The sequence below is a fragment of the Actinokineospora baliensis genome (genome assembly GCF_016907695.1).
GTDB classification, from domain to species: Bacteria; Actinomycetota; Actinomycetes; order Mycobacteriales; family Pseudonocardiaceae; genus Actinokineospora; species Actinokineospora baliensis.
Genome location: NZ_JAFBCK010000001.1, coordinates 2158762 through 2181901 on the forward strand (window position 1 = coordinate 2158762; position 23140 = coordinate 2181901).

The following is a 23140-nucleotide window of genomic DNA, read 5'->3' on the forward strand; positions in this document are numbered from 1 at the left end:
GACATCCGAGGGCGGTCGGCGCCCGGGGCACGGGCACCGACCGTCCACTTGCGTCAGGACCGGCAGGCAGTCACGTCGCCGAGGACGCCGGTGTTGGTCCAGCCGTTGCCGATCCGGGTGCCGCTGTTGGCCGCCCAGGTGTTGGTGGCCGGGTCGAACCGGTACCAGCGCAGGTCGCCGCCGTAGGAGTTGGCGTAGACGGTGTCGCCGCCCACCGAGGTGATCGACTGCATGCCGTCCCAGCCGGTGCCCACGGGCTGGAAGCGCTGGGCCCAGCTGCCCGAGCGGTACACCGACCGGGTGAGCGCGCCGTTGCCGCCCCTGGCGTAGAACACGCCGTCACCGGCGGCGGTGAAGATCCCGACACCCGCCCAGCCGGTGTCGATGACCGGACCGTTGCGGGTGTCCGAGGTGAACTCGCCGCGGGCCTTGTCCCAGGCGTAGACGCGGAGCTTGTCGAAGTCGGTGAAGTAGAGGCGCTCCGCCGAGTCGATGGCCCCGATGAAGCCGTGCGCACCGGTGTACTGGTTGAACCCGGTGCCGACGACGCGGTACTGCTGACCGCCGTCGAAGGTGTCCCACCCGTTGCCGTTCCAGCGGTAGCGGCGCAGTTCCCCGGTGAACGCCACGGTGTAGAACACGCCGTCCGGCCCGACCAGTGTGGTGCCCTTCGACCACCCGGTGCCGATGTACCGCTTGGCACCCCAGTTCGCCGCCCCCGACTCCGGCGTGGTGTGCGGGTAGACGAACAGGTCCCCGTCCGGCTCGAAGCCGAACACGTTGGCCTCCGGCGCGCACACCGGCGGTGCCGCGGCCGCGGGCGTCGCCGTGGTGACGGCGAACCCGGCCGAGATGCTCAGCGCGGCCGCGACAGCCGCGATGTGCTTGGTGAACTTCATCGTTCGATCCCCCTGCGGTAGTTGTTGCTAGCGGGTGAAGCAGGCGCTGGGGTCGGCCTGGAGCGAGATCCCCGCCCAGCCGTGACCGATGCGGCTGCCCTTGTCGTTGAGCCACTTGTGGCTCACGGGGTTGTAGCGGTACTCGTAGAGGTCACCGCTGTTGGCGAACGTGGCGTAGAGGATGTCCGCCCCGGGCGAGGCGATCGACCCCATGACGTCCCAGCCGGTTCCGACGCGCTCGAAGCTCGTGACCCACCTGCGCGCCGCAGAGTCGTACTGGGATCGGTAGAGGCCTCCGGCCAGGCTGGCGTACACCACCCCGGAGCCTGCCCCGACGATCTTGTCGACGCCAGTCCACCCGCTGCCGATCACCGGACCCTCGGCGGTCTCCGGGGTGAACCGGTTCTGGCTCAGGCTCCACGCGTACAACCGCAGGAGGTCCCCGTCGCGGACGTACAACTGGAACGAGGAGTCGAACGCCGCCACGATCCCGCCGCTGTGCACGTACCGGGCGAACCCGCGGCCGACCACCTCGTACTGGCGGCCGTAGGCGAAGGTCTGCCAGCGGTCGCCGGTCCACTGGTATCGGCGTAGCTCGTCGGACAGGACGTCGATGGTGAAGAAGGTCCCGTCGGGCCCGGCCACCGTGTAGTCCTCGTGCCAGCCGGTGCCGATGTAGCGCTTCGCGCCCCAGCTCGAAGTGCCCTCGAGCGGCGTCTTGTGCGGGTAGGTGAACAGGTCCCCGTCCGCCTCGAACCCGAACACGTCGGCCTGGCTCTCGCACAGGACGGACCCGGGCTGCGCGGCGGCGGTGAGGGTGAGGCCGGAGGCGAGGGTGAGCGCGGTCAGCAGGGTGGCCGCGTACTTGGTCACAGACATGGTTGTTCCCCGGGGTTCGTTCGGATTGGTGATCAGGGCCAGAGCACGCACGAGCGCGGGTCGGCGAGGGTGGTGACGGCGTTCCAGCCGTGGCCGATCAACCTGCCCTGGTCGCTGACCCACTTGCCGGTCGCGGAGTCGTAGCGGTACCAGAAGAGGCCGCCGGAGAAGTCGGTGGCGTAGATCGTGTCAGCGCCCGCTGAGGTGATCGACGACATCCGCTGCCAGCCGGTTCCGACCGGCAGGAAGCGCTGCGTCCAGCTGTTGTCCGACCCGGTGTAGACCGAGCGGGTGAGCGTGCCCGCCCTGCGGCCGTAGATCACACCGGAGCCACCGCCGACGATCTTGTCCACTCCGGACCAGCCGTTGCCGATCACCGGGCCGCGCGCGGTCGACGGGGTCCAGCCGCCGTCGTCGGCGCTCCACCGGTACAGGCGCAGGGTGTCGCCTTCGACGAAGTACAGCCCGTAGTCCGCGTCGAAGGTCGCGATCACCGCGCCGTTGCGCAGGTAGCGGTCGAACCCGTGGCCGACGACCTGGTACTGGGCGCCGCCCGCGTAGGTCTGCCAGTGGTCGCCGTTCCACTGGTACCGGCGGAGTTCGCCGGACGAGGTGATGGTGAAGATCGCGCCATCCGGTGCCACCAGCGAGTTCGCCTGGCTCCAGTGGGTGCCGATGTACCGCTTCGCCCCCCAGTTCACGGAGCCGGTGAGCGGGCCGTTGTGTGGGTAGGTGAACAGGTCCCCGTCCGCCTCGAACCCGAACACGTCGGCCTGGCTCTCGCACAGGACGGACCCGGGCTGCGCGGCGGCGGTGAGGGTGAGGCCGGAGGCGAGGGTGAGCGCGGTCAGCAGGGTGGCCGCGTACTTGGTCACAGACATGGTGATTCCCCCAGGTGGTGCGTTCGGGAGTCGGCCGAGTGTCCTTTTCAGACGCTCGGTGGTCGGTCCCGGTGGCTGGTCACCTGGATCACGCCGGTGGTCCTGGGATGGTTGCCTCGGATTCCGGCGGGAACCGTGGTGGGGCTACCGGTCACCCGGATGGCCCCACCACGGGGGGTTCAGCGCCCGGTGGGGGTGCAGGCGGCCGGGTCGGCGGTGACGTGGGCCAGGGCGCTCCAGCCCCAGCCGATCACCTGGCCGGTGCCGCGGTTGGACCACGCGCTCGCCGCGGCGTCGTAGTGGTAGGCGACCAGGGCGCCGTTGGGGCGGACGCCGTAAAGGGTGTCGCCGCCGACGGAGAAGACCGTGGTGAACACGCCCCAGCCCGCGCCGACGAGCTTGTCGAATTCCAGCCAGGTGCCGGTGGCGAAGTCGTAGCGGAAGCGGAACAGCTTGCCGGAGGAGGATTCCCTGGCGTAGACGACGCCGTCGCCCGCGGCCACGATGCGGTCGAAACGGGCCCAGGTGGGTGGCGCCTCGGCGGCTTGGGCGGCGGGCGTGGTGGTGGGCGAAGACGTGGTCCACTCGCGGACCTCGAGGTTGCCCGCGGAGGTGATCGAGTAGACCTTGCCAGCCGGGTCGACGGTGACCTTCCCGGTGTTGCCGGGTTGGGTGTAGTAGGCCCAGCCGGTCGACACGGTCTGGAACTGGCCGCCGCCCGCGAAGGTGGACCAGCCGCCGCCGGTCCACTGGTAGCGGCGCAGATCGCCGCCCGCGACGAGGTAGAAGACGCCGCCTGGGCCCGCCAGGACCAGGCCCGCGTTCCAGCCGGTGCCGATGTAGCGCTTGGCGCCCCAGTCGGCACCGCCGGTCTCCGGTTCGTTGTGCGGGTAGACGAACAGCCGTCCGTCCGACTCGACGCCGAAGACGTTGGCGGCGGGCGCGCACCGCGGCGGTCCGGCGGCCGCTGTGGTGGGCTGGGTCAGTGCCAGGAGTGCGGCAACGATCAGCAGGGTAGTGCCGTACTTGGTGAGAGACATCCGTTCCCCCGGGTGTGGGAAGTGCTCGAATCCCCCTAGCGTGCGCCACTTCGAGCCCCGGGTGAAGACCCTGTCGGCAGACGGACGGGCTGATCGGATGGGGGGATGGTCACCCCGATCCGATCAGCCCGTCCGGTACTCGATTCAGCCGTAGGCGGCCGGGTCGCCGACGACCCGGCTCCGGGACCACGGCTCCACCGCGGCCGCCGCTTCGCCGGGGTACCCGTAGCCGCTGCCGAGCACCTCGTACTGCTGGCCGTTGGCCTCGGCTTGGCAGGCCGGAACGGGCGTCGCCGCCGCGGAAACCGCGGCGGCGACGGGGATCCCGGCGGAGGCAACGATCGCGGCCGTGCGCTTGAACCGCATTCGTCGCCCCTCAGGGGGATTAGGAGAAGCAGGCACCCGGGTTGCCCAGGACGCGGGCGAGGCCGTTCCAGCCGCTGCCCACGAGCTTGCCCTGGCCGTTGTTCGCCCACACGCCCGCGGTGGCGTCGTAGTGGTACTCCCAGAAGCCGTAGTTGGTGGAGCCGTACAGGGTGTCGCCGCCGACCGTGGTCAGGTGGGTGAAGACGTTCCAGCCGGAGCCGATCGGCGTCTGGAAGGCGACGGTGGTGCCGTTCACCAGGTCGAACTCGGACCGCTTGAGCTCGTTGGTGGCCGAGTGGCGGGTGTAGAGCACGCCGTTGCCCGCCGAGACGATGTAGTCGATGCCCAGCCAGTCGCCGGGGGCGGCGACGGAGGCCTTGGTCTGCTTGCCGTTCTTGGCGACCTTGGTGTGCGTGCGGTTGTACAGCTTGTCCTTGACCGTGCCGGTGGCGGCGGCCTTCGCCTTGGCCGAGGAGCTGTCACCGAGGTAGTTGAGCTCGCCGACGCCGTCGATGAACCACAGGTCGCCGTTGACGTCCGAGGTGACCTTGTTGGTGTTCCCGGCCTGGGTCAGGTACTTGAAGTCGTCGTGCGAGGCGACGACGACGTACTGCGCGCCACCGTCGAAGGTCTCCCAGTACGAGCCCGACCAGATGTAGCCGCGGACCTCACCGGTCGGCAGGATCAGGTAGAAGATGCCGTACGGGCCCGCCACGACGGTGCCCGCGTTCCAGCCGGAGCCGATGTAGCGCTTGCTGCCCCAGCTGAAGCCGCCGTTCTCCGGCTCGTTGTGCGGGTAGACGAACAGGCGCCCGTCCTGCTCGACCCCGTACACCTCGGCGCTCGGTGCGCAGGTGGGCACCGGGGAGGCGGCGGCGGTCTGGGCCGCGACGACCGGCAGGGTCGCCGCGACCGCCACCGCGGCGATCAGGGTGGTGACGCGCTTTGCGAACTTCATCAGGTTGTTCCCCAAGGTTTGTCTTGCGTGTGTGAGGACGCCGCCGCCACCCCCGATGCGGTTGTGGTCAACCGCTGGGCGTTGCCGTCCCTGTGGTGCGCACCGGAGCAGACGCCGCCACAGAATCGCGATCACGAAGGCCCCAAGCCCCCGCCATCGCGTGCCATTCCCCAGAAGTACCGCCCCAGTGATCACGATTGTAGCGGGATCAGCCGGGCTGTCCAGTTCGATTCGCCCCATTCCCGGTGTGTCGTGGTGATCGCGGCGAGTGCGGGAAATCCTGTAACACCACCGGGTTCACCGGAGATGTACTTGTCCCGCATTCGCCGCGCCGGTCGCCGATTGTCGATCAAGCGCCCGGCTGGAACCGCACGAGCTTGCCGACGCCTGCCGCGTCGACCAGCAGCACCGCGTGGTCCGAGGTGCCGGAGGCCGCGACCGGGTCGAGCACCGAGGTGCCGAGCGGGGCGCTCCACGGGTTCCAGGTGGCCGAACCCGGTGCGGTCTCACCGGAGCGCACCACAGAACCGCCGGTGGTCCTGGCCACGACCTGCACGCCCTGGCCCCAGTCCAGCACCGCGTCGGGGGAGCCCGTGAAGGTGTTGCCGCCACTGATATCGGTCCACGCGGTAAAGCCGGTCGCGGTTTCCCGCGCCGTGCGCAGTGAACCGTCGACCCCGCGCGCGACTATCTGCACGGTGCCGTCCCCGCGCTTGACGACGATCGGCAGGCCCGCCGTGGCGAAGCCGGGGCGACCTTCGGCGCGCTGATTCGGTCGTTGTCGAATGTGCGGAACTCGACCTCACCGGCGGCGTTCCGGTAGGTGATCAGCGGGGTGCCGTAGTTCGGTCGGAGGAAAACGTCGGTGCCCACCACGACCCCGGTGTTGCGCCACGGCAGGAAACCGGTGTTCGACGACAGTTGTACAGCGTTGTAGAGCCTGCCGGAGGCGTCGACGGCAAACGCTTGCACGAGGTCCGATCCGGTTCCGACCACGAATGGCCCGGCGGCGAAGACACCCGCCGTCTGGTCGGGGTCGCGGAAGGTGTCCCAGGTCGATTGGGTGTAGATGCGGCCATTGGCGTCGTCGCCGGCGGCCGCGACGTAGGTGAAGGCCACCTGCCCCCGCTGCGCCAGCGTCGCCCGGCCGGTGGGGCCCTGGTAGTCGGCGGCCCGCGACCGCTCGACGAGGGTCCGGTCGTCCGCGCGCTGGCGGCCGAACAACAGCAGCAGCCGTCGCTCTGGCCGAACACCGACGGCAGCGCCGACCAGCCCGAGCCGACGACCCGGCCGATCCCGTTGTTGGCCCAGGAACCGGTGGTCTCGTCGTAGCGGTACCAGATCAGGTTCCCGCCGAGCGAGGCGTTGGCGGCGCCGCCGCAGCCGGACCGGCCATGATCGGCAACCCGGCGACGGCAACCACGCCTGCCGCGAAAACGACGGCGAGTTTCCTGCTGTTCATCTGGTGTTCCCCAGGCAGATCGGGGCGCGGCCCCAGACCGCGCGGCGTGGTCATCTTAGTCGCCGCGCGGTCCGGAGTGGAGGATCAGGACCGGTAGGGGATCCACGGCTGCTGGACCTACCAGTCGATGATCTGCCGCCGCACGACCGTGCCGTCACGTTGTGCCTGCCGAGCAGCAGCCGTGTGACCTCCGCCGGCGTGGCCCACCTGCGTTCCCCAGGAGCGGGCGGTTATCCGTTGAACGGGAAGGGGACCAGCGTGCCCTTGCCGGACGCATCGATGAGCAGGACCACCTTCCCCTTCTGATAGGTGCCCGAGGAGATCACGGGGTCCACCGTCGAGGTGCCGACCGGGATCCACGGCTGCTGGGCCGCCCAGTCGGTGACCACCCTGCGTACCACCGTGCCATCGGTGGTGCGGGCCACCAGGTCGATCCGGCTCGGGTTCCACGGCAGTGTGTCGACAGCACCGGTGAAGGTGAGGCCGCCGCTGATGTCGGTCCACGGGTCGAAGCCGGTGGCGTTCGACTGAGCGGTCCACAGCTTTCCGGCGCCGTCAACGGCTATCAGCCGCTCGTGCCCGCCCACCGCACCGTTGCCCGTGGTCCAGGTGGGCACGCCCATTCCAGGCAGCACCTCGGTGGTCTTCGGTGCCGAGAGTTGGCGGCCCCGCATGCCCTCGCGGTACTCCGCCTGCCCCACCGAGTTGCGGGTGATGGCGACGACCGCGGAGTACGGCTTGGTGAGTGTGGTGTCCGGTCCGAGCCTCTCCGCCATGGTGTACCAGCCCCCGAAGCTGTCGACCCCGCGGGTGGACTCGGAGAGGGTGCCGACGTTGTCGAGGCCGTAGGCGTACACGCCTTCGCTGCCGATCATGAACAGTGCTGGTCCGGTGCGGAACGACTTGCCCACGTTGGTCGCGGTGCTGAACCCGCCGTCCGGCTGTTGGACGTGGAACCGGCCGATGCCGTCCTGGCTGCTGGCCGACACGAACGCGCGGCCCTTGGCGCCGTACTCCCGTGCCACCGACGCGGTGCCGGTGTACCCCTGGTAGCCGGACATGGCGGTCCAGTTGACCTTGGTGGGGTCCTGCGGGTCTTCCGCGCCGAACAGCAGTTGGCCGTTGTTGTTCACCCACGCCGCTTCGTACGTGCGGGTGTTCTCGTTGAACCTCAGCGCGGGCCGCTCATCGTGTGCCGCGGGCAGCGGTGGTTCCGGTACCGGGGGCACCGGCGGCACGGGGGGCTCGGGCTGTGGTGGCACCGCCACCGGCGTCGTGCAGCCCGCCGCGGAAGTGCCCGCGAGGGTGTTCCACCCGGAGCCGACGACCTTGCCGATGCCGTTGTTCGCCCAGGTGCCCGCCGCGTCGTCGTACCGGTACCAGAGCAGGGTGCCCGCGGCGTCGTTGGCGACGCCGTAGAGCACGCCGCCCCCGCCCCCGAAGAGGCGCTTGAAGGAACTGAAGCCGCGCCCCACGACCTGGCCGGTCACCGCCCAGTGCAGGGAGTCGAACTCGAACCGGTACCGGAGCAGGAGATCGCCCGAGCGCAGGAAGAACCCGCCGTCGCCGGAGGCGATCATGTCCCCCGTCGCGCCCGGGAACCCCAATTGCAGCCCCTTGGACAGGAACCGCCCCTGGTCGTCCCAGCTCGACGCGGTGAAGCCGGTGGTGCCGTTGGTGAGCAGCCGCCCCCGCTCGTCCACGGTGATCTTCTCGGACGTGGCCGGGTCGAGGCGGCCGAGGTCCTGGTACTGGCGGCCGCCGAAGGTGGCCCAGGACGAGCCGGTCCACTGGTAGCGGCGGTGCTGCAGATCGCCCTTGGTGACGTAGTGGATCCACCCGCCGGGCCCGGCCATGACGGTGCCGCCGTTCCAGCCGGAGCCGATGTAGCGCTTGGCGCCCCAGCTCGCCGCACCCGTCTCGGGCTCGTTGTGCGGGTAGACGAAGAGGCGGCCGTCCGGCTCCACCCCGAACACGTCTACAGCGGGAGAGCACACCGGCGGACCGGCGGCGGGCGCCGCGCTCGCGCTGGTCGCGGACAGGCAGGTGGCGGCGAGGACAGCGGCCACGAGCACACCCGCACGTCTGATGTCGTGCATGTCAGTTCAACCCCAGGAACCGTGTGAATCGGAGGCCAGAGACTAAACGCTCCCGGTTCCTTTGTGGACTGCCCTTGCTCACCCCGAGTGGGCGGTCCGTGCTCAGAGCACTGTTGATCAAGGACTCTGTAAGCAGTCTCACAAGCTCTGCGGACGGTGCGTGTCGGCGCCGTCACACCCCCGCCACGGCGGGCTTGACCTCCAGCGACTCCAGGAACTTCACGCACCAGTCCAGCAGGTCGAGGTCGCGCAGCACCGGCGCCCCGATGCGCCCACCAGCCCCACCCTCCGTGGGTCGGGGCGTGGTGACCGTGTTCGTGACCGCCTTGTGCACGGCCTTCGGGTGCAGCCGCTTGAGCCGAACCAGCTGGGAATCGCGCAACGGCAGCGGCGCGAACCGGATGTTGTTGCCCTGCGCGATCACCTCGGTGACCCCGTGCTCCCGGCACTGCTGCCGGAACCGGGCCACCGCGAGCAGGTTGACCACCGGCGTCGGCGGCTCCCCGTACCGGTCGACCAGCTCCTCGCGCACCGCGTCCAGGGCGGCCGTGTCCGGCGCGGCGGCCAGCTTGCGGTACGCCTCCAGCCGTAGTCGTTCACCGGGGACGTAGTCGTGCGGGATGTGCGCGTCGACCGGCAGGTCGACCCGGACCTCGGCCAACTCCTCCTCGTCCTCGGCCCCGGGTGCCCCGGCGTGCTTGCGGAAGGCCTCCACCGCCTCGCCGACCAGGCGCACGTAGAGGTCGAAACCGACGCCCGCGATGTGGCCGGACTGCTCGGCGCCGAGGATGTTGCCAGCGCCGCGGATCTCCAGGTCCTTCATGGCCACGGCCATGCCCGCGCCGAGTTCGGTGTTCTGGGCGATGGTGGCCAGCCGGTCGTGCGCGGTCTCGGTGAGCGGGGACTCCGGCGGGTACAGGAAGTACGCGTAGCCGCGCTCGCGGCCACGGCCGACCCGGCCGCGCAGCTGGTGCAGCTGGGCCAGGCCCAGCATGTCGCCGCGCTCGACGATGAGGGTGTTGGCGTTGGAGATGTCCAGACCGGTCTCGACGATCGTGGTGCAGACCAGCACGTCGTGCTCGCGCTCCCAGAAGCCCTGGATGATCTTCTCCAGGCGCTCCTCGTTCATCTGGCCGTGCGCGGTGACCACCCTGGCCTCGGGGATCAGCTCGCGCAGCCTGCGGGCGGCCTTCTCGATCGACGACACCCGGTTGTGCACGTAGAAGACCTGGCCGTCGCGCAGGAGCTCGCGCCGGATCGCGGCGCCGACCTGCTTGTCGTCGTAGCCGCCGACGTAGGTGAGGATGGGGTGGCGGTCCTCCGGCGGGGTCAGGATGGTCGACATCTCCCGGATGCCCGCCAACGACATCTCCAGGGTGCGCGGGATCGGCGTCGCCGACATCGTCAGGACGTCGACGTGCGTGCGCAGCGCCTTGATGTGCTCCTTGTGCTCGACGCCGAAGCGCTGCTCCTCGTCGACGATCACCAGGCCGAGGTCCTTGTAGCGCAGCCCGGTCTGCAGCAGCCGGTGCGTGCCGATGACGATGTCGACCGACCCGTCGGCCAGGCCCTCGACGGTGCGCTCGGACTCCTGCGGGTCGGTGAACCGCGACAGCCCCCGCACGGTGACCGGGAACGAGTGCATGCGGCCGGAGAAGGTGTTCAGGTGCTGCTGCGCCAGCAGCGTGGTCGGCACCAGCACCGCCACCTGCTTGCCGTCCTGCACCGCCTTGAACGCCGCCCGCACCGCGATCTCGGTCTTGCCGTACCCGACGTCGCCGCAGATGACCCGGTCCATCGGGACGCCGCGCATCATGTCGGCCTTGACCTCGTCGATCGCGGCGAGCTGGTCGATGGTCTCGGTGAACGGGAAGGCGTCCTCGAGTTCGCGCTGCCACGGCGTGTCCGGCCCGAACGCGTGCCCAGGCGCGGCCTGGCGGGCCGCGTAGAGCTGCACCAGCTCCGCGGCGATCTGCTTGACCGCCTTCTTGGCCTTGGCCTTCGTGTTCTTCCAGTCGGACCCGCCGAGCTTGTTGAGCGTGGGCAGCTCACCGCCGACGTAGCGCGACACCTCGTCGAGCTGGTCGGTCGGCACGAACAGCCGGTCGCCCGGCTGGCCGCGCTTGGAGCTCGCGTACTCCAGCACCAGGTACTCGCGGGTGGCCCCCGCGACCGTGCGCTGCACCATCTCGATGTAGCGGCCGATGCCGTGCTGCTCGTGCACGACGTAGTCGCCCGCCTTGAGCGCCAACGGGTCCACCGCGTTGCGGCGCCGCGACGGCATCTTGGTCGACATGTCCTTTGTGGACGTGCCGTGCCTGCCGCCGGTCAGGTCGGCCTCGGTCACCAGGACCAGGTTCGAACCGGGGGCGATGAGACCGTCTTCGATGGCGCCGCAGACGACGGTGACCACGCCCGCGCGAGGGGGCTGCGAGAGGCCCTCCTCGGCGAAGACGGCAGACACCTCGGCCTCGGCCAACTGCTCCACCGCGCGCTTGGCGGTACCGGCCCCCGGCACGACCAAGACCGCGATGCCGTCGGTGGACGTGTGCGCGCGCAGGTCCGCGAACGCCCGCTCGATCTCACCGCGGTAGCCCTCGACCGGGCGCACGTCGAGGGTGATCGAGTCCTCGTCCGGCGTGGTCAGCTGCGACAGCGTCCACCAGGGGTGCTCGTGGTCGCGGGCGTGCGCGGCGACGTCACCGAGGTCGCGGTAGGCCGACGCGCCCAGGTCGATCGGGGCCTTGCCGCCGCCCGCGGCCGCCATCCAGGAGGCCTCCAGGAACTCCTGGCCGGTGCGCACCAGGTCGTGCGCCCGGGTGCGGATCTTCTCCGGGTCGTTGAGCAGCACGTGCGTGCCCGGCGGGACGACGTCGGTGAGCAGCTGCATCTGCCCGGGCACCAGCGCCGGGATCAGCGCCTCCATGCCCTCCGACGGGATCCCCTCGGCGAGCTTGGTCAGCATCTCGTGCAGGTGCGCGTCGGCCTGGTGCAGCTCGGCCAGCCCGGCCGCCCTGGTCCGCACGTCCTCGGTCAGCAGCAACTCCCGGCACGGCGGGGCGGTGACCTCGGCGACCTCCCCCGGCAGCGACCGCTGGTCGGCCACCGCGAACGGGCGGATCTCACTGACCTCGTCGCCCCAGAACTCCACCCGGACCGGGTGCTCCGCGGTCGGCGGGAACAGGTCGAGGATGCCGCCGCGCACGGCGAACTCGCCGCGCTTCTCCACCATGTCCACCCTGGCGTAGGCCAGGTCGGCGAGCCGAGCCACCACCGCGTCGAAGTCCTGCTCCACCCCGGTCCGCAGGTGCACCGGGGCGAGCTCGCCCAGGCCGGGGGCCATCGGCTGGATCAGGCTGCGGACCGTGGCCACGACCACCTTCAGGGCCCCGGCCGGGTGCTCCTCCGGGTGAGCCAGCCTGCGCAGGATCGCCAACCGGGCACCGACCGTGTCCGCCCGGGGGGAGAGGCGCTCATGCGGGAGCGTCTCCCAACTGGGGAAATCCGCCACGGCATCGCGCCCGAGCAGGTCGCGGAGCACAGCGACGAGGTCGTCGGACTCGCGACCGGTGGCCGTGATCGCCAGCACCGGGGTTTTGGCGGCCAGCGCGGCCACGACCAGCGGCCGGGCGGCAACCGGCCCGGAGAGCGTCTTGGTGGGAGAACCCGCCGCGTCGGTGATGGCGACGGCGGCGGGATCGGCGAGCAGGGTGGTCAGCAGGCCGTGCAGCTTCGACACGAGCGGGGTGTCCTTCATGCGGGGTGAGGTCCGCCGTCCAGCCTACGGGTCGAGACCGACAGCCGTCGCGTCGCGATCCGGACCGTGGTGGTGGGGTGGGCTCGGGACCCGGGTCTGTGGTGGTGGGGTGGGGTGGATGGGGCTGGGTCGGCTCGCCTGCGGCATTGCGCTGGATCGTGGTGGGGCGGTGGGCTCGGTGGGGCTCGCGCCCCGGACCCGTGGTGGTGCGGTGGGCTCGGTGGGGCGGGTTCGGCTCGCCTGCGGCATCGCGACCTGGATCCGTCGTGGTCGGGTGTGCTCGATGGGGCGAACTTGGTTTGCGCGGGGCCCCTGCGCTACCCGTGGCAGGACCGCAAAGCTGGGGCCGAAAAGCATGGCCCTGCAGCGCACAACGCTACGGATACCGCCACCCCACGCAAACCAAGTCCGCCCCATCGAGCAATTTGGGTGGGCGGCTTCCGGGGAGCGGTGATCGGGCTGGCGGGGTTGGCCCGGTGGGCTGGGTTGGCGGGGCCGGTTCGTGGTGACTGGGTTGAGTGGGCGGCTTCCGGGAGCGGTGGTCGGCTTGGGTGGGCTGGCTCGGGGGGTTGTTCTGGCACCACCGCTCCCGGAAGCAGCCCACCCAACCCAGCCCCCCGACCCAGCCCCGCCAGCCCAACCACCCGACTCCGACAGCATCACCGACCACTGGACACTCGGAGTCGCTGCTGCCAACCCAACCCACCGAGCCAACCCCGCCAGCCCAACCACTGGACACTCGGAGCTTCGGTGCCATCCCAGCCGCCCTACCCCGACGCCAGAAGCAACCACTGGACACTCGGAAGTCGCTGGTGCCAACTGCTCGATGGGGTGGACCTGTTTTGTGTGGGGTGGCGGCAGTCGTAGCGTTCCTGCGCGGACAGGGCCATGCTTTTCGGCCCCTGCTTTGCGGTCCTGCCACGGCTGTCGTAGGGGCCCCACGCAAAACAGGTCCACCACATCGAGCCTGCAGTTAAATCGCGGATCCCCGCCAAGGTCGCCGCCAGGCGACGAGGCGATCCATCAGACGGCCTCGCGCTACCGTGCGGCATGCTGCTGAGCAGATGGGCCAGCCTGGGACTAGACGAGGCCCTAGGGCAGGCCCTAGTAGCCAGGTGGTCGGAGCCGCACCGGAGGTACCACGACCTCGCGCACCTCGAAGCCGTCCTGTCCGGTGTGGATCTTCTAGCCGAGCACGCCACCGATCCCAACCTGGTCCGACTGGCCGCCTGGTACCACGATGCCGTCTACCAGGGCGCTCCCGACGACGAGGAGCAGAGCGCGCTCCTGGCCGAGGCGGAGCTGCCCGGGGTTGGCCTCGGTGCCAGGGAGGTGGCCGAGGTCGCCCGGTTGGTCCGCCTCACGGCCGGGCACCGAACAGCGTCGGGGGATCGGAACGGGGAGGTCTTGTGCGACGCCGATCTAGCGATTCTGGGGTCGGCGAGGTACTGGGCGTATGTCGACGCGGTGCGGGAGGAGTATCGGCATGTGCCGGACGACGCCTTCCGGGTTGGTCGGGCTGCTGTGTTGCGGAACCTGCTCGCATTGCCCAGCCTCTACAGGACCCCCTTGGCGCAAGAGCGCTGGGAAGTCTTGGCGCGTAAGAACTTGGTTGCTGAACTAGAAGCGCGGGTGACGCTTCTCTAGGAAGGCTGAGACGCCTTCTGCGTAGTCGGGGCTGTTTACTGAGGCGGAGTACATGAAGTGGACTTCTTCGTCCTCTTCGTAGCGGCCGTCGACGATGCGGCCGACGATGTCCTTGGCGCCACGGATGGTGACCTGGGAGCGGGAGGCCATGGTTGTGGCCAGTTCCACGGCCCTCTTGACCGGTTCCGCGTGCACCTCGTTGACCAGGCCGATCCGCAGGGCGGTGTCGGCGTCGATGATGTCGCCGGTGAAGAGGATCTGCTTGGCCCAGGCGGGCCCGACCGCGTCCACCAGCTGTTTGGTCGACGGCAGGTTGAACACGATGCCGAGCTTGGACGGGGTCACCCCGAAGCGGGCGTCCGTTGCCGCGATCCGCAGGTCGCAGGCGAGGGCTAGTTCGCAGCCGCCGCCGATGCAGAAGCCGGTGATGGCGGCGATGGTGGGCTTGGCCAGGCCGGTCAGCGCCTTGGTGGCTGCCTCGATGGCGTCGGCGTAGCGGCGGGCGCCCGCCGGGTCGCGGCGCAGGGTGGAGAACTCGCTGATGTCCGCGCCTGCCGAGAAGGTGCCCTCGGTGCCCTTGATGACCAGGACCCTGGCCTCGTCGTCGGCGCGGACGCGGGCGGCGATGCCGGGGATCGCCGCCCACATCTCGTAGCTGATCGCGTTCTTCTTCGCGGGCCGGTCCACCGTGAGGGTGGCGACCGGGCCGTCGCAGGTCAGGATGAGGTGCTCGCTCACGCGGGCCACGGTAGCCGTGGGGGAAGTTCCCAAGGTGGTGTTTGGCTAGTTAGGCCGGGGTGAGATGGGGCATTCTTCCTGTATGCGCCGTACCCCCGTGGTCGTGATGTCAGCCATGTTGGTGCTCAGCTCGTGCGGTTCGAGCGGAGCGGCGGTACCCCCGCCACCGGCTGGCGGGTTAACGGTCGAGACGGTCGCCGCGGGTCTGAGTCACGGCTGGGACATCGGGTTCCTGCCGGACGGCAAGATCCTGGTGACCCAGCGCAACGGCGAGTTCGCGTTGATCTCCGGTACCACCGTGACCCGGTTGAAGGCCGTGACCTACACGGTCCAGGTCCGCGGTGAGGGCGGCCTGATGGGCATGGTCGTGCACCCCGACTTCGCCACTTCCCGCGAGTTCACCACGTGCCAGACCCACATGGAGAACGGCCAGCCCGTCGACATCCGGCTCGTGACCTGGCGGCTCACCGAGGACGAACAGATGGCCACGCGGGTCCGCGAGCTGCTGACGGGCCTGCCGCTCGCCTCCAGCGGTAGGCACTCCGGCTGCCGCCCCACCATCGCGGCTGACGGTGCCCTCTTGGTCGGTACCGGTGACACTGCGCGCGGTGACGCTTCGCAGGACAAAAGGTCCCTGGGGGGCAAGGTTCTCCGCATAGACCTGAAGACGGGCGCCCCGCTGCCGGACAACCCCATCCCAGGATCTCCCGTCTACACCTACGGTCACCGCAACGTCCAAGGCGTGGCGCTTCGGCCTAACGGTCAGGTCTTCGTCGCGGAGCACGGTCCAGATAAGAACGACGAAGTCAACCTCTTGAAGGCAGGCGCCAACTACGGCTGGGATCCGTCCCAGGGCGGCACTGTGCCCGGGTATGACGAGAGCGTCCCCATGACGGACCTGACGCGGTTCCCAGATGCGATTCCGGCCAAGTGGCAATCCGGTGAGACGACCGAAGCCATCTGCGCGGCCGCGTTCCTCACCGGGTCCCGGTGGGGTTCCTTGGACGGCACCCTCGTCATCACCGCCCTCAAGGGAGCCAAGGCGCTCTTCCTGACCCTCAACGCCAACGGTGACGTCACTTCCACTGCCATTCCGGCTGAACTGCAGGGCTACGGCCGTCTTAGGGCCGCGCGAACGGCGCCTGACGGCTCGCTCTACATCAGTACCTCGAATGGGACTGACGACAAGCTCCTACGCATAACCCCTGCTGCATAAAGGCGATCAGGTAACACAGGTCGCGTACTTGGCGACTCCACTGGCGAGTGGCCTGAAAAGGCGGCTGACCAGGGGAGGAGCGGCCATGGCGGGGCAGTTCTCGATCAGTCCCGATGAGGCGCGCCGGGCTCACGAGCAGTGCATGGCCCAGATCAGCAGGTTGGACTCGCTGGTCGCGGCGGCCACCGTGCACGAGTACATCGACTACGGCGACCGCGTGCCCGCTGCCGTGATGGGTTTCGCCTTCGCCGACAAAGCCATCGCCTACCAGGGTTTCGACCACCGGGTGGCGCAGGTGCGGGCCGAGTTGTGGGACATGGCCGACCGGTTCCGCGCGATCGCCGACGGGGGCGCCGAGGCCGACCTGGAGAGCGTCCGGTGGATCGGCGGGGGTCGGTGACCGGATCCACCGCCGTCCGCTGTGGACAGCGGTGCGGAGTTCGATATGCGGACCGGTGCATGTGTTGCCATCAGGTCGGGTCGACCACTCCGTCCCATCGAGACACCCGGCCGAAAACCTCGCCGCGGGCCCGCCCGGGCCGGACCTGACGACCCCGGCGAGCGGACTGCGGTCCGCCTCGGTGCGACCAGGGCAGTTCGGCCCTACCGGAGCGCCGCCGTCGGCGACAGGGTCCGCTTGAGCACCCGCCCCGGCCCGGCGGGAGTGCCCGGCCGCAGGCCGCGCACGGCTCCTCGCGCGGGGGCGAGGACACCGGCCGCCGACCGGCGGAGACGGAGAGGACCAGGTGTTCGGCGCAGGCCGCCAGGCGGCGCCGCCCGTGATCGTGGAGCAGCAGTGACCTTGACGACCCAGCTCGGCTGGACGCTCACCCCCGACGAGTTCGGCAACGTGTGGGACCGGCTCGGCATGGACGAGTTCCCCTACCCCTTGCAGGTGGCCCGCGCGGGCATCACCCAGCGGGAGCAGGCCGAGGTCAACGAGCGGGTCCGGGCCAAGCTGCGCGCGGCCAACATCCTCGGCAGGGGCGACCGGGTGGACCCCGAGCTCGACGCCGCGCTGCGCATGCTGCACGCCCCCGAGGTCTCGGTCGACTCCGTGTGGATGGCCGAGGACGGCTCCGACTCGCCGCACCGGGTGCTGGCCGCCAGGGTCGGCGGGCGCGCGGTGATCGCCACCCAGGAACCCGGCCCCAGCGAGCACGCGGGCGGCGACGTGCTGGTCCGCGACGTCGGGATCACCGCGCTCGCCTCGGCCGTGGTCGCCGAGCTGCCCGCCGACCGGGCGGGCCGGGTCGCGGGCGGCAGCTGGCGGGCCGAGCACGCAGAGCAGGTCCCGGTGCTCACCGAGCTGCTCGCCGCGCGCCGGTTGCGCGCCGGTCAACTCGGCGTGACCGCGCACGCCGAACGCGGCCCCTCGCTGTTCTGGTTCGACGTCGCCGACGACGGCCGGTACGCGCTGGTGCGGACCGTGCGCGCCGATGGCCGCCAGTGGGTCGACCTCGCCCCCGCCGACTCGGCCGTGCTGCGCGACCAGCTCGCCCACCTGCTGCGCCTGGGCGGCGCCGCTCACGGCCCGTAACACGAGCGGGTACTCGTCGCCGCGCCAGGGCCGCTGTGAGAGGCTTGGGCACTGTGACCACCGTCATCCGCCGCCGCAGCCCCCTCATCGCGTCGTTGATCGCGCTCGGGCTGGTGCTCGGCGCCTGCGCCAGCGGGCCGAACCAGGTGAACACCGCCGCGATCGTGGGCGGCAAGACCATCGGGGTCAACGAGGTGCAAGACCTCGTCGACCGGGCGGTCAAGGTCGAACCCGCGGTCCGCGTGCTCGCCGACCAGCGCAAGCTGAACCTGGTCTCGCGCGCCGTGCTGCGCCAGCTGGTGCTGCACGAGCTGATCGCGGACTACTCGGCCAAGCAGAAGGTCACCGTCGAGCCCGCCCAGGTCACCGAGCTCGCCGAGCAGATCACCGCCTCGCTGCAGGAGTTCCCCGACGACGGCAGCGCCGCGCCGGACGCCATCGTGCAGCAGGCGGTCAACCGGGCCTTCGACGCCGAGTACCTCGCCCGCGACTACCTGCTGCTGGCCAAGTTCGGCACCGAGCAGCTCTCGAAGCTCTCGGTGACCTTCGACTTCACCCTGGTCGCCGCCGGTGAGCAGGACAAGGCCGGGTCGCTGCGCGGTCAGGCCGTCGACAAGGCCAAGCAGATCGCGCAGAGCCCCGAGGCGGCCGCGAAGGTCATCGACGACGACGTCGCCGCCGGGGCGCAGGCCGCCAAGGGCGAGACGCTCACCCCCGCGCTGGCCCCCGAGATCGCGGGCACGGTCATCTTCGGCGCCCCCGCGGGCTCGGTGATCGCCTTCCAGCCCAACCCCGAGCAGGGCAACTGGGTGGTCGCGGTGATCCACAAGCGCGCCTTCGACGGCAAGCCAGCCGCCCAGCAGGAGAACGACGCCAGGGTGGCCACCTCGCTGGGCCGCAGGCTGCTGCAGTCCACCGGCGACGAGCTGGGCATCAAGATCAGCCCGAGGTACGGCGTCTGGGACGCCTCCGACATGAACGTCGCCGCGGACGAGTCGGTCACCGTCGGCGTGGTCTTCCCGATCAAGAACGCCAAGCAGCAGTGACCCCGCACCCGGGTACCGCCGTGGTGGTCCTCACCGCGGACACGGTGCCCGCGGCCGCGCTCCCCCTGCTCCGCACCGCCACCCGCGTCTACGTGGGTGGCGGTGTCGATGTCGCCCTCGGTGACGGCCCGCTCCCGGTGGACCTGGCCGACGAGGTCGCTGATCACCCGGTCGTGATCCTCACCGACGACCCGGCGTACACGCTGCCGGGCGCGCCCGTGTACCGCACCGAGGGCGCCGGGTTGGTGCGCGCCGTGCGGGTCATGGACACCCTCCGCTCTCCGGGCGGCTGCCCGTGGGACGCCGACCAGACGCACGAGTCCCTCCGCCAGTACCTGGTCGAAGAGGCCTACGAACTCCTCGACGCCATCGACGACGGCGACCGCACCGCCCTCCGCGAGGAACTGGGCGACGTGCTCCTGCAGGTCCTCTTCCACGCCCGAGTCGCCGCCGACGCCGCGGACGACCCCTTCGACATCGACGACGTGGCCACCGCCCTGGTGGACAAACTGGTCTCCCGCCACCCCCACGTCTTCGCCAACGGCCCCGCGGTCTGGGACGCCCAGACCCAGCAGACCCGCTGGGACGAACTGAAGCAGCAAGAAAAACAACGCACCTCCAGCGTCGACGGGGTGGCCATGGGCCAACCCGCGGTCGCCCTGGCGGCCAAGCTGGTGCACCGCGCGGGCAAAGCCGGATTCCCAGCCGACCTGGTCCCGGAGGGCGACTCGATCGGCGAGCAGCTGTTCACCCTGGCGGCACGTGCCCGGCTCACCGGGCGTGATCCCGAGCATGACCTGCGCGAGGTAGCCCGGCGGTTCGCCGATCAGGTGCGCGCGGCGGAGAAGTCCGCCAAGGCGGCCGGGGTGGAGCTGACGGCTGAGGCCTGGCGGGCGCACTGGCCTTCAGCCTGAGCGGTTCGGGCTACGCGGCGCGGGTACGGCTTGCCGGGAGTGATCTGGGGTAGGACCTGCGCAAGGTGGCCGGGGTGGTTCGCCGATCGGGTGCGTGCGCCAAGAGCAGGCCGAGGCGGTCGGGCGGAGTTGACGGCGGTCGTGCGGCTGTTCGGCCAGGCGCCGGTGCGGGCGACGAGGTGTTTGCCGACGCGGTCGGGTGGGATTGACGGCTGTCGTGCCGCGGGTGCACTGGCCTTCGGCCTGAGCGGTTCGGGGCTACCTGGTTCGGCTTGTCCCGATCAACTCGTCCCGATCAACGGCGCGGGCATCCACTGTGGCCGATTCCGGCTCGTGCCCGGCGAAACCGGCGCTGCGGTTGGGAAGTGGCTGACCGGGGCGGGTGCCGCTGCTCGGCGGCGCGGCGCTACGGCAGTCGGTGGACGGTGCACGGCTACGCGGTGAAAGTGGCACCGCCGGATCGCCAGTGTGGCTAACTTGGCAGGGTGACCGACGCCTACCTGAGATTCCCCCACCTGCACGCGGACCTGATCACCTTCGTCGCCGAGGACGACGTGTGGTTGGCCCCGGTCGACGGCGGGCGGGCGTGGCGCCTGTCGGCTGACCAGGTGCCGGTGAGCAACCCGAGGTTCTCCCCGGACGGGACGAGGATCGCCTGGAGCAGCACCCGCGACGTCGAGCCCGAGGTGCACGTGGCGCCGGTCGCGGGTGGGCCCAGCGAGCGGCTGACCTTCTGGGGGGACGTCAACACGGCTGTCACCGGGTGGACCCGCGACGGCCTGGTCACCGCGAAGTCCTCCACCGGGCGCGCCTCGATCCGGGCGACCTGGGCCTACGCCGTCCCGCTCGACGGTTCGCCCGCCGAGCGGCTGCCCTACGGTCCGCTCGCCTCGCTGGACCTGGCCGCGGACGGCGGTGTCCTGCTCGGCACGACGATCTCCCGCGAGCCCGCGTGGTGGAAGCGCTACCGCGGCGGCACGATGGGCAAGGTCTGGGCCGACCCGGCTGGCAACGGCGACTTCCGCCGCATCCTGTCCGATGTGGACGGACACATCGTCTGCCCACTGTGGGTGGGTGAGCGCGTCGCGTTCCTGTCCGACCACGAGGGCGTCGGCAACCTCTACTCGTGCGCCCCCGACGGCGGCGACCTGCGCAAGCACAGCGACCACAGCGGCTTCTACGCCCGCAACGCCAGCACCGACGGCACCAGGGTGGTCTACCACCGCGCCGGTGAGGTCTGGGTGCTCGACGACCTCGACGCCGAGCCGAGGCGGGTCGAGGTGAAGCTGGGCGGCCCGCGCGGGTCGCGGCAGGTGTACCCGGTGCACGTCGGCCGCAACATCGGCTGGGTCGGGCCGGACCGCACCGGCAGGGCCAGCGCGGTCGAGGTGCGCGGCACCGTGCACTGGGTGACCCACCGGGACGGTCCGGTGCGCGCGCTGTCGGTGGAACCCGGTGCCCGCGCCCGGCTGCCCCAGGTGCTGGGCGGCACCGGCCAGGCCGTGTGGGTCACCGACGCCGACGGTGAGGACGCGCTGGAGTTCGGGCCGGTCGACGGCCGCGAACCCGGTGTCAGCCCCCGCCGCGTCGCCACCGGTGAGCTGGGCCGGGTGCTGGAGTTGGCCGCGTCGCCGGACGGCAGGCGGGTCGCGGTGGTCACCCACGACGGGCGGCTGCTGCTGGTCGACGCCGACGACGGCGAGGTCCGCGAGATCGCGAAGGCGACCGAGTCCGACCCGACCGGGCTCACCTTCTCCCCGGACTCGGCCTGGCTGGCCTGGTCGCACCCCGGCCCGGACCCGTTGCGGCACATCAAGATGGTCAACACGACCAGCCTCACCGTGGTCGAGGTGACCCCGCTGCGGTTCGTCGACTCCGACCCGGCGTTCACCCTCGACGGCAAGCACCTGGCGTTCCTGTCCTCGCGCAGCTTCGACCCGATCTACGACGTGCACGTGTTCGACGTGTCCTTCGCCAACGGCAGCAGGCCCTACCTGGCGCCGCTGGCCGCGCTCACCCCGTCGCCGTTCGCCCCGGTCCGCGAGGGCAGGGGGTTCTCCGGTGATTCGAGCGCCGAGGCCAAGGACACCGATGACGACGACAAGACCCCGCGCACCTCGGTCGACCTGGAGGGCATCGCCGACCGGGTGGTCTCCTTCCCGGTGCCCGCGGCCCGCTATTCGCGCCTGGTCGCGGTCAAGGGCGGCGTCGCCTGGCTGCGCGACCCGCTGACCGGCTCGCTCGGCGACGACCTCGACGACTCCGGGTCCGCCGCCCCCCGCTCGGTGCTCGAGCGCTACGACCTGGCCAAGCTCAAGGTCGACACCCTGGTCGACGGCCTCGACGAGGTGTGGCCCAGCGGCGACGGCAGCCGGATCGTGGTGCGCGACGGCCGGTCGCTGCGGGTGCTGCCCGCCGACCGCAAAGCCGACAACGACGACCACTCCGAGGACAACATCACCGTCGACCTCAGCCGGGTCCGGGTGCGCGTCGACCCGGCGGCGGAGTGGCGGCAGTCCTTCGACGAGACCGGTCGCCTGATGCGCGACCACTTCTGGCGCGCGGACATGAACGGCGTCGACTGGGCCGGGGTACTCGACACCTACCGCCCGCTGGTCGACGCGATCGGTTCGCACGACGAGCTGGTCGACCTGCTCTGGGAGGTGCACGGCGAGCTCGGCACCTCGCACGCCTACGTCCTGCCCACCGGCGGCGGCGGCGACCACCGGCGCAGGCAGGGGCTGCTCGGCGCCGACGTCGTGCGCGACGCCGACGGGGCGTGGCGGATCAGCGCGATCGTGCCGGGGGAGACCTCCGACCCGAAGGCGCGCTCGCCGCTGCGCGCCCCCGGGGTCGGCGTCCGCGAGGGCGACGCGATCATCGCCGTCGACGGGATCACCGTCGACCCGCTGCGCGGACCGGCCACGCTCCTGGTCGGCACCGCGGGCACCCCGGTGGAGCTGACGGTCGAACCCAAGGGCGGCGGGGCGACCAGGCGCGTGGTGGTGGTGCCGCTGCTCGACGACATGCCGTTGCGCTACCAGGCGTGGGTCAACGACCGCCGCGCGCACGTGCACGCGGCCACCGACGGCCGGATCGGCTACCTGCACGTGCCGGACATGGTCGCCAACGGGTGGGCCCAGTTCCACCGCGACCTGCGGTTGGAGATGCGCCGCGACGGTGTCGTGGTCGACCTGCGGGAGAACAGGGGCGGGCACCTGTCGCAGCTGATCGTGGAGAAGCTCAGCCGCCGCATCGTCGGCTGGGGCCGCGCCCGCGACGGCTACTACGAGGAGACCTACCCGCTCGACGCGCCGCGCGGCCCGGTGGTCGCCGTCGCCGACGAGTTCTCCGGCTCCGACGGCGACATCGTCAACGCCGCGATCAAGGCGCTCAAGATCGGCCCGGTGGTCGGCACCCGCACCTGGGGCGGTGTGGTCGGCATCGACATGCGCTACCGGCTCGTCGACGGCACCCTGGTCACCCAGCCGAGGTACGCGACGTGGATGGAGGGCACCGGCTGGGGCATGGAGAACCACGGCGTCGATCCGGACGTCGAGGTCGTCATGCGCCCGCAGGACCACGTCGCCGGGCGCGACCCGCAGCTCGACACCGCCATCGAGATCGCCCTGGAGCGGCTGGCCACCACCCCCTCGGCCAAACCGCCCGCCCTCCCGCCCCTGCACTAGCGGCCACTG

18 protein-coding genes are annotated in these 23140 nt (G+C 70.8%); 7 read left to right on the forward strand and 11 right to left on the reverse strand.

The genetic code is table 11. From position 1 onward, the window contains the following. Positions 1-53 precede the first annotated feature (53 nt). From JOD54_RS10310 to mfd, 10 genes are all read right to left on the reverse strand, one after another. A complete protein-coding gene (locus JOD54_RS10310) occupies positions 54-899 on the reverse strand; it encodes a tachylectin-related carbohydrate-binding protein (RefSeq protein WP_204450311.1) in 846 nt (281 codons plus the stop codon). 27 nt (positions 900-926) lie between these two features. Beyond that, positions 927-1778, reverse strand: a complete 852-nt coding sequence (locus JOD54_RS10315; RefSeq protein WP_204450312.1) for a tachylectin-related carbohydrate-binding protein — start codon at positions 1776-1778, stop codon at positions 927-929. A 32-nt stretch (positions 1779-1810) separates the two neighbouring features. Then, entirely contained in the window at positions 1811-2659 is an 849-nt protein-coding gene (locus tag JOD54_RS10320; protein ID WP_204450313.1) for a tachylectin-related carbohydrate-binding protein, read from the reverse strand. 179 nt (positions 2660-2838) lie between these two features. Then, positions 2839-3699, reverse strand: coding sequence for a tachylectin-related carbohydrate-binding protein (locus tag JOD54_RS10325; protein WP_204450314.1), 861 nt, complete (start codon positions 3697-3699; stop codon positions 2839-2841). 144 nt (positions 3700-3843) lie between these two features. Further along, positions 3844-4065: a hypothetical protein gene (locus tag JOD54_RS10330; protein WP_204450315.1), complete on the reverse strand. Its 222-nt coding sequence runs from the start codon at positions 4063-4065 to the stop codon at positions 3844-3846. A 19-nt stretch (positions 4066-4084) separates the two neighbouring features. Next, positions 4085-5023 carry a tachylectin-related carbohydrate-binding protein gene (locus tag JOD54_RS10335; RefSeq protein WP_204450316.1) on the reverse strand — a complete coding sequence of 313 codons (939 nt, stop codon included), beginning with the start codon at positions 5021-5023 and terminating at the stop codon, positions 4085-4087. 349 nt (positions 5024-5372) lie between these two features. Further along, positions 5373-5720, reverse strand: coding sequence for a PLL family lectin (locus JOD54_RS10340; protein WP_204450317.1), 348 nt, complete (start codon positions 5718-5720; stop codon positions 5373-5375). Beyond that, entirely contained in the window at positions 5711-6247 is a 537-nt protein-coding gene (locus JOD54_RS10345) for a hypothetical protein (RefSeq protein WP_204450318.1), read from the reverse strand. The genes JOD54_RS10340 and JOD54_RS10345 overlap by 10 nt, the downstream gene beginning before the upstream one ends. 468 nt (positions 6248-6715) lie before the next feature. Next, positions 6716-8584, reverse strand: coding sequence for a tachylectin-related carbohydrate-binding protein (locus JOD54_RS10350; protein WP_204450319.1), 1869 nt, complete (start codon positions 8582-8584; stop codon positions 6716-6718). Between the two features lie 172 nt (positions 8585-8756). Continuing rightward, positions 8757-12341 (reverse strand): transcription-repair coupling factor, encoded by a 3585-nt coding sequence (gene mfd, locus JOD54_RS10355; RefSeq protein ID WP_204450320.1) that lies wholly within the window; start codon positions 12339-12341, stop codon positions 8757-8759. A 1050-nt stretch (positions 12342-13391) separates the two neighbouring features. Here mfd and JOD54_RS10360 point away from each other — a divergent pair. Continuing rightward, complete coding sequence (locus JOD54_RS10360; RefSeq protein WP_204450321.1) at positions 13392-13988, forward strand: HD domain-containing protein; 597 nt, start codon at positions 13392-13394, stop codon at positions 13986-13988. Here the strand turns inward: JOD54_RS10360 and JOD54_RS10365 are convergent. Continuing rightward, positions 13962-14726 carry an enoyl-CoA hydratase/isomerase family protein gene (locus JOD54_RS10365; RefSeq protein ID WP_204450322.1) on the reverse strand — a complete coding sequence of 255 codons (765 nt, stop codon included), beginning with the start codon at positions 14724-14726 and terminating at the stop codon, positions 13962-13964. The genes JOD54_RS10360 and JOD54_RS10365 overlap by 27 nt on opposite strands. Positions 14727-14808: 82 nt before the next feature. Here JOD54_RS10365 and JOD54_RS10370 point away from each other — a divergent pair, with 82 nt between their 5' ends. The 6 genes from JOD54_RS10370 (at position 14809) to JOD54_RS10395 (ending at position 23131) form a co-directional block, all read left to right on the forward strand. Next, positions 14809-15942 (forward strand): PQQ-dependent sugar dehydrogenase, encoded by a 1134-nt coding sequence (locus JOD54_RS10370; RefSeq protein ID WP_204450323.1) that lies wholly within the window; start codon positions 14809-14811, stop codon positions 15940-15942. A gap of 85 nt (positions 15943-16027) precedes the next feature. Next, positions 16028-16342 carry a hypothetical protein gene (locus JOD54_RS10375; protein ID WP_204450324.1) on the forward strand — a complete coding sequence of 105 codons (315 nt, stop codon included), beginning with the start codon at positions 16028-16030 and terminating at the stop codon, positions 16340-16342. A gap of 396 nt (positions 16343-16738) precedes the next feature. After that, complete coding sequence (locus JOD54_RS10380) at positions 16739-17482, forward strand: ESX secretion-associated protein EspG (protein ID WP_204450325.1); 744 nt, start codon at positions 16739-16741, stop codon at positions 17480-17482. A gap of 53 nt (positions 17483-17535) precedes the next feature. Then, complete coding sequence (locus JOD54_RS10385) at positions 17536-18528, forward strand: SurA N-terminal domain-containing protein (RefSeq protein ID WP_204450326.1); 993 nt, start codon at positions 17536-17538, stop codon at positions 18526-18528. After that, positions 18525-19442 (forward strand): nucleoside triphosphate pyrophosphohydrolase, encoded by a 918-nt coding sequence (locus JOD54_RS10390; protein ID WP_204450327.1) that lies wholly within the window; start codon positions 18525-18527, stop codon positions 19440-19442. Before JOD54_RS10385 ends, JOD54_RS10390 begins: the two co-directional genes overlap by 4 nt. 485 nt (positions 19443-19927) lie before the next feature. Beyond that, positions 19928-23131: a S41 family peptidase gene (locus tag JOD54_RS10395; protein ID WP_204450328.1), complete on the forward strand. Its 3204-nt coding sequence runs from the start codon at positions 19928-19930 to the stop codon at positions 23129-23131. The last annotated feature ends 9 nt before the right edge of the window (positions 23132-23140 follow it).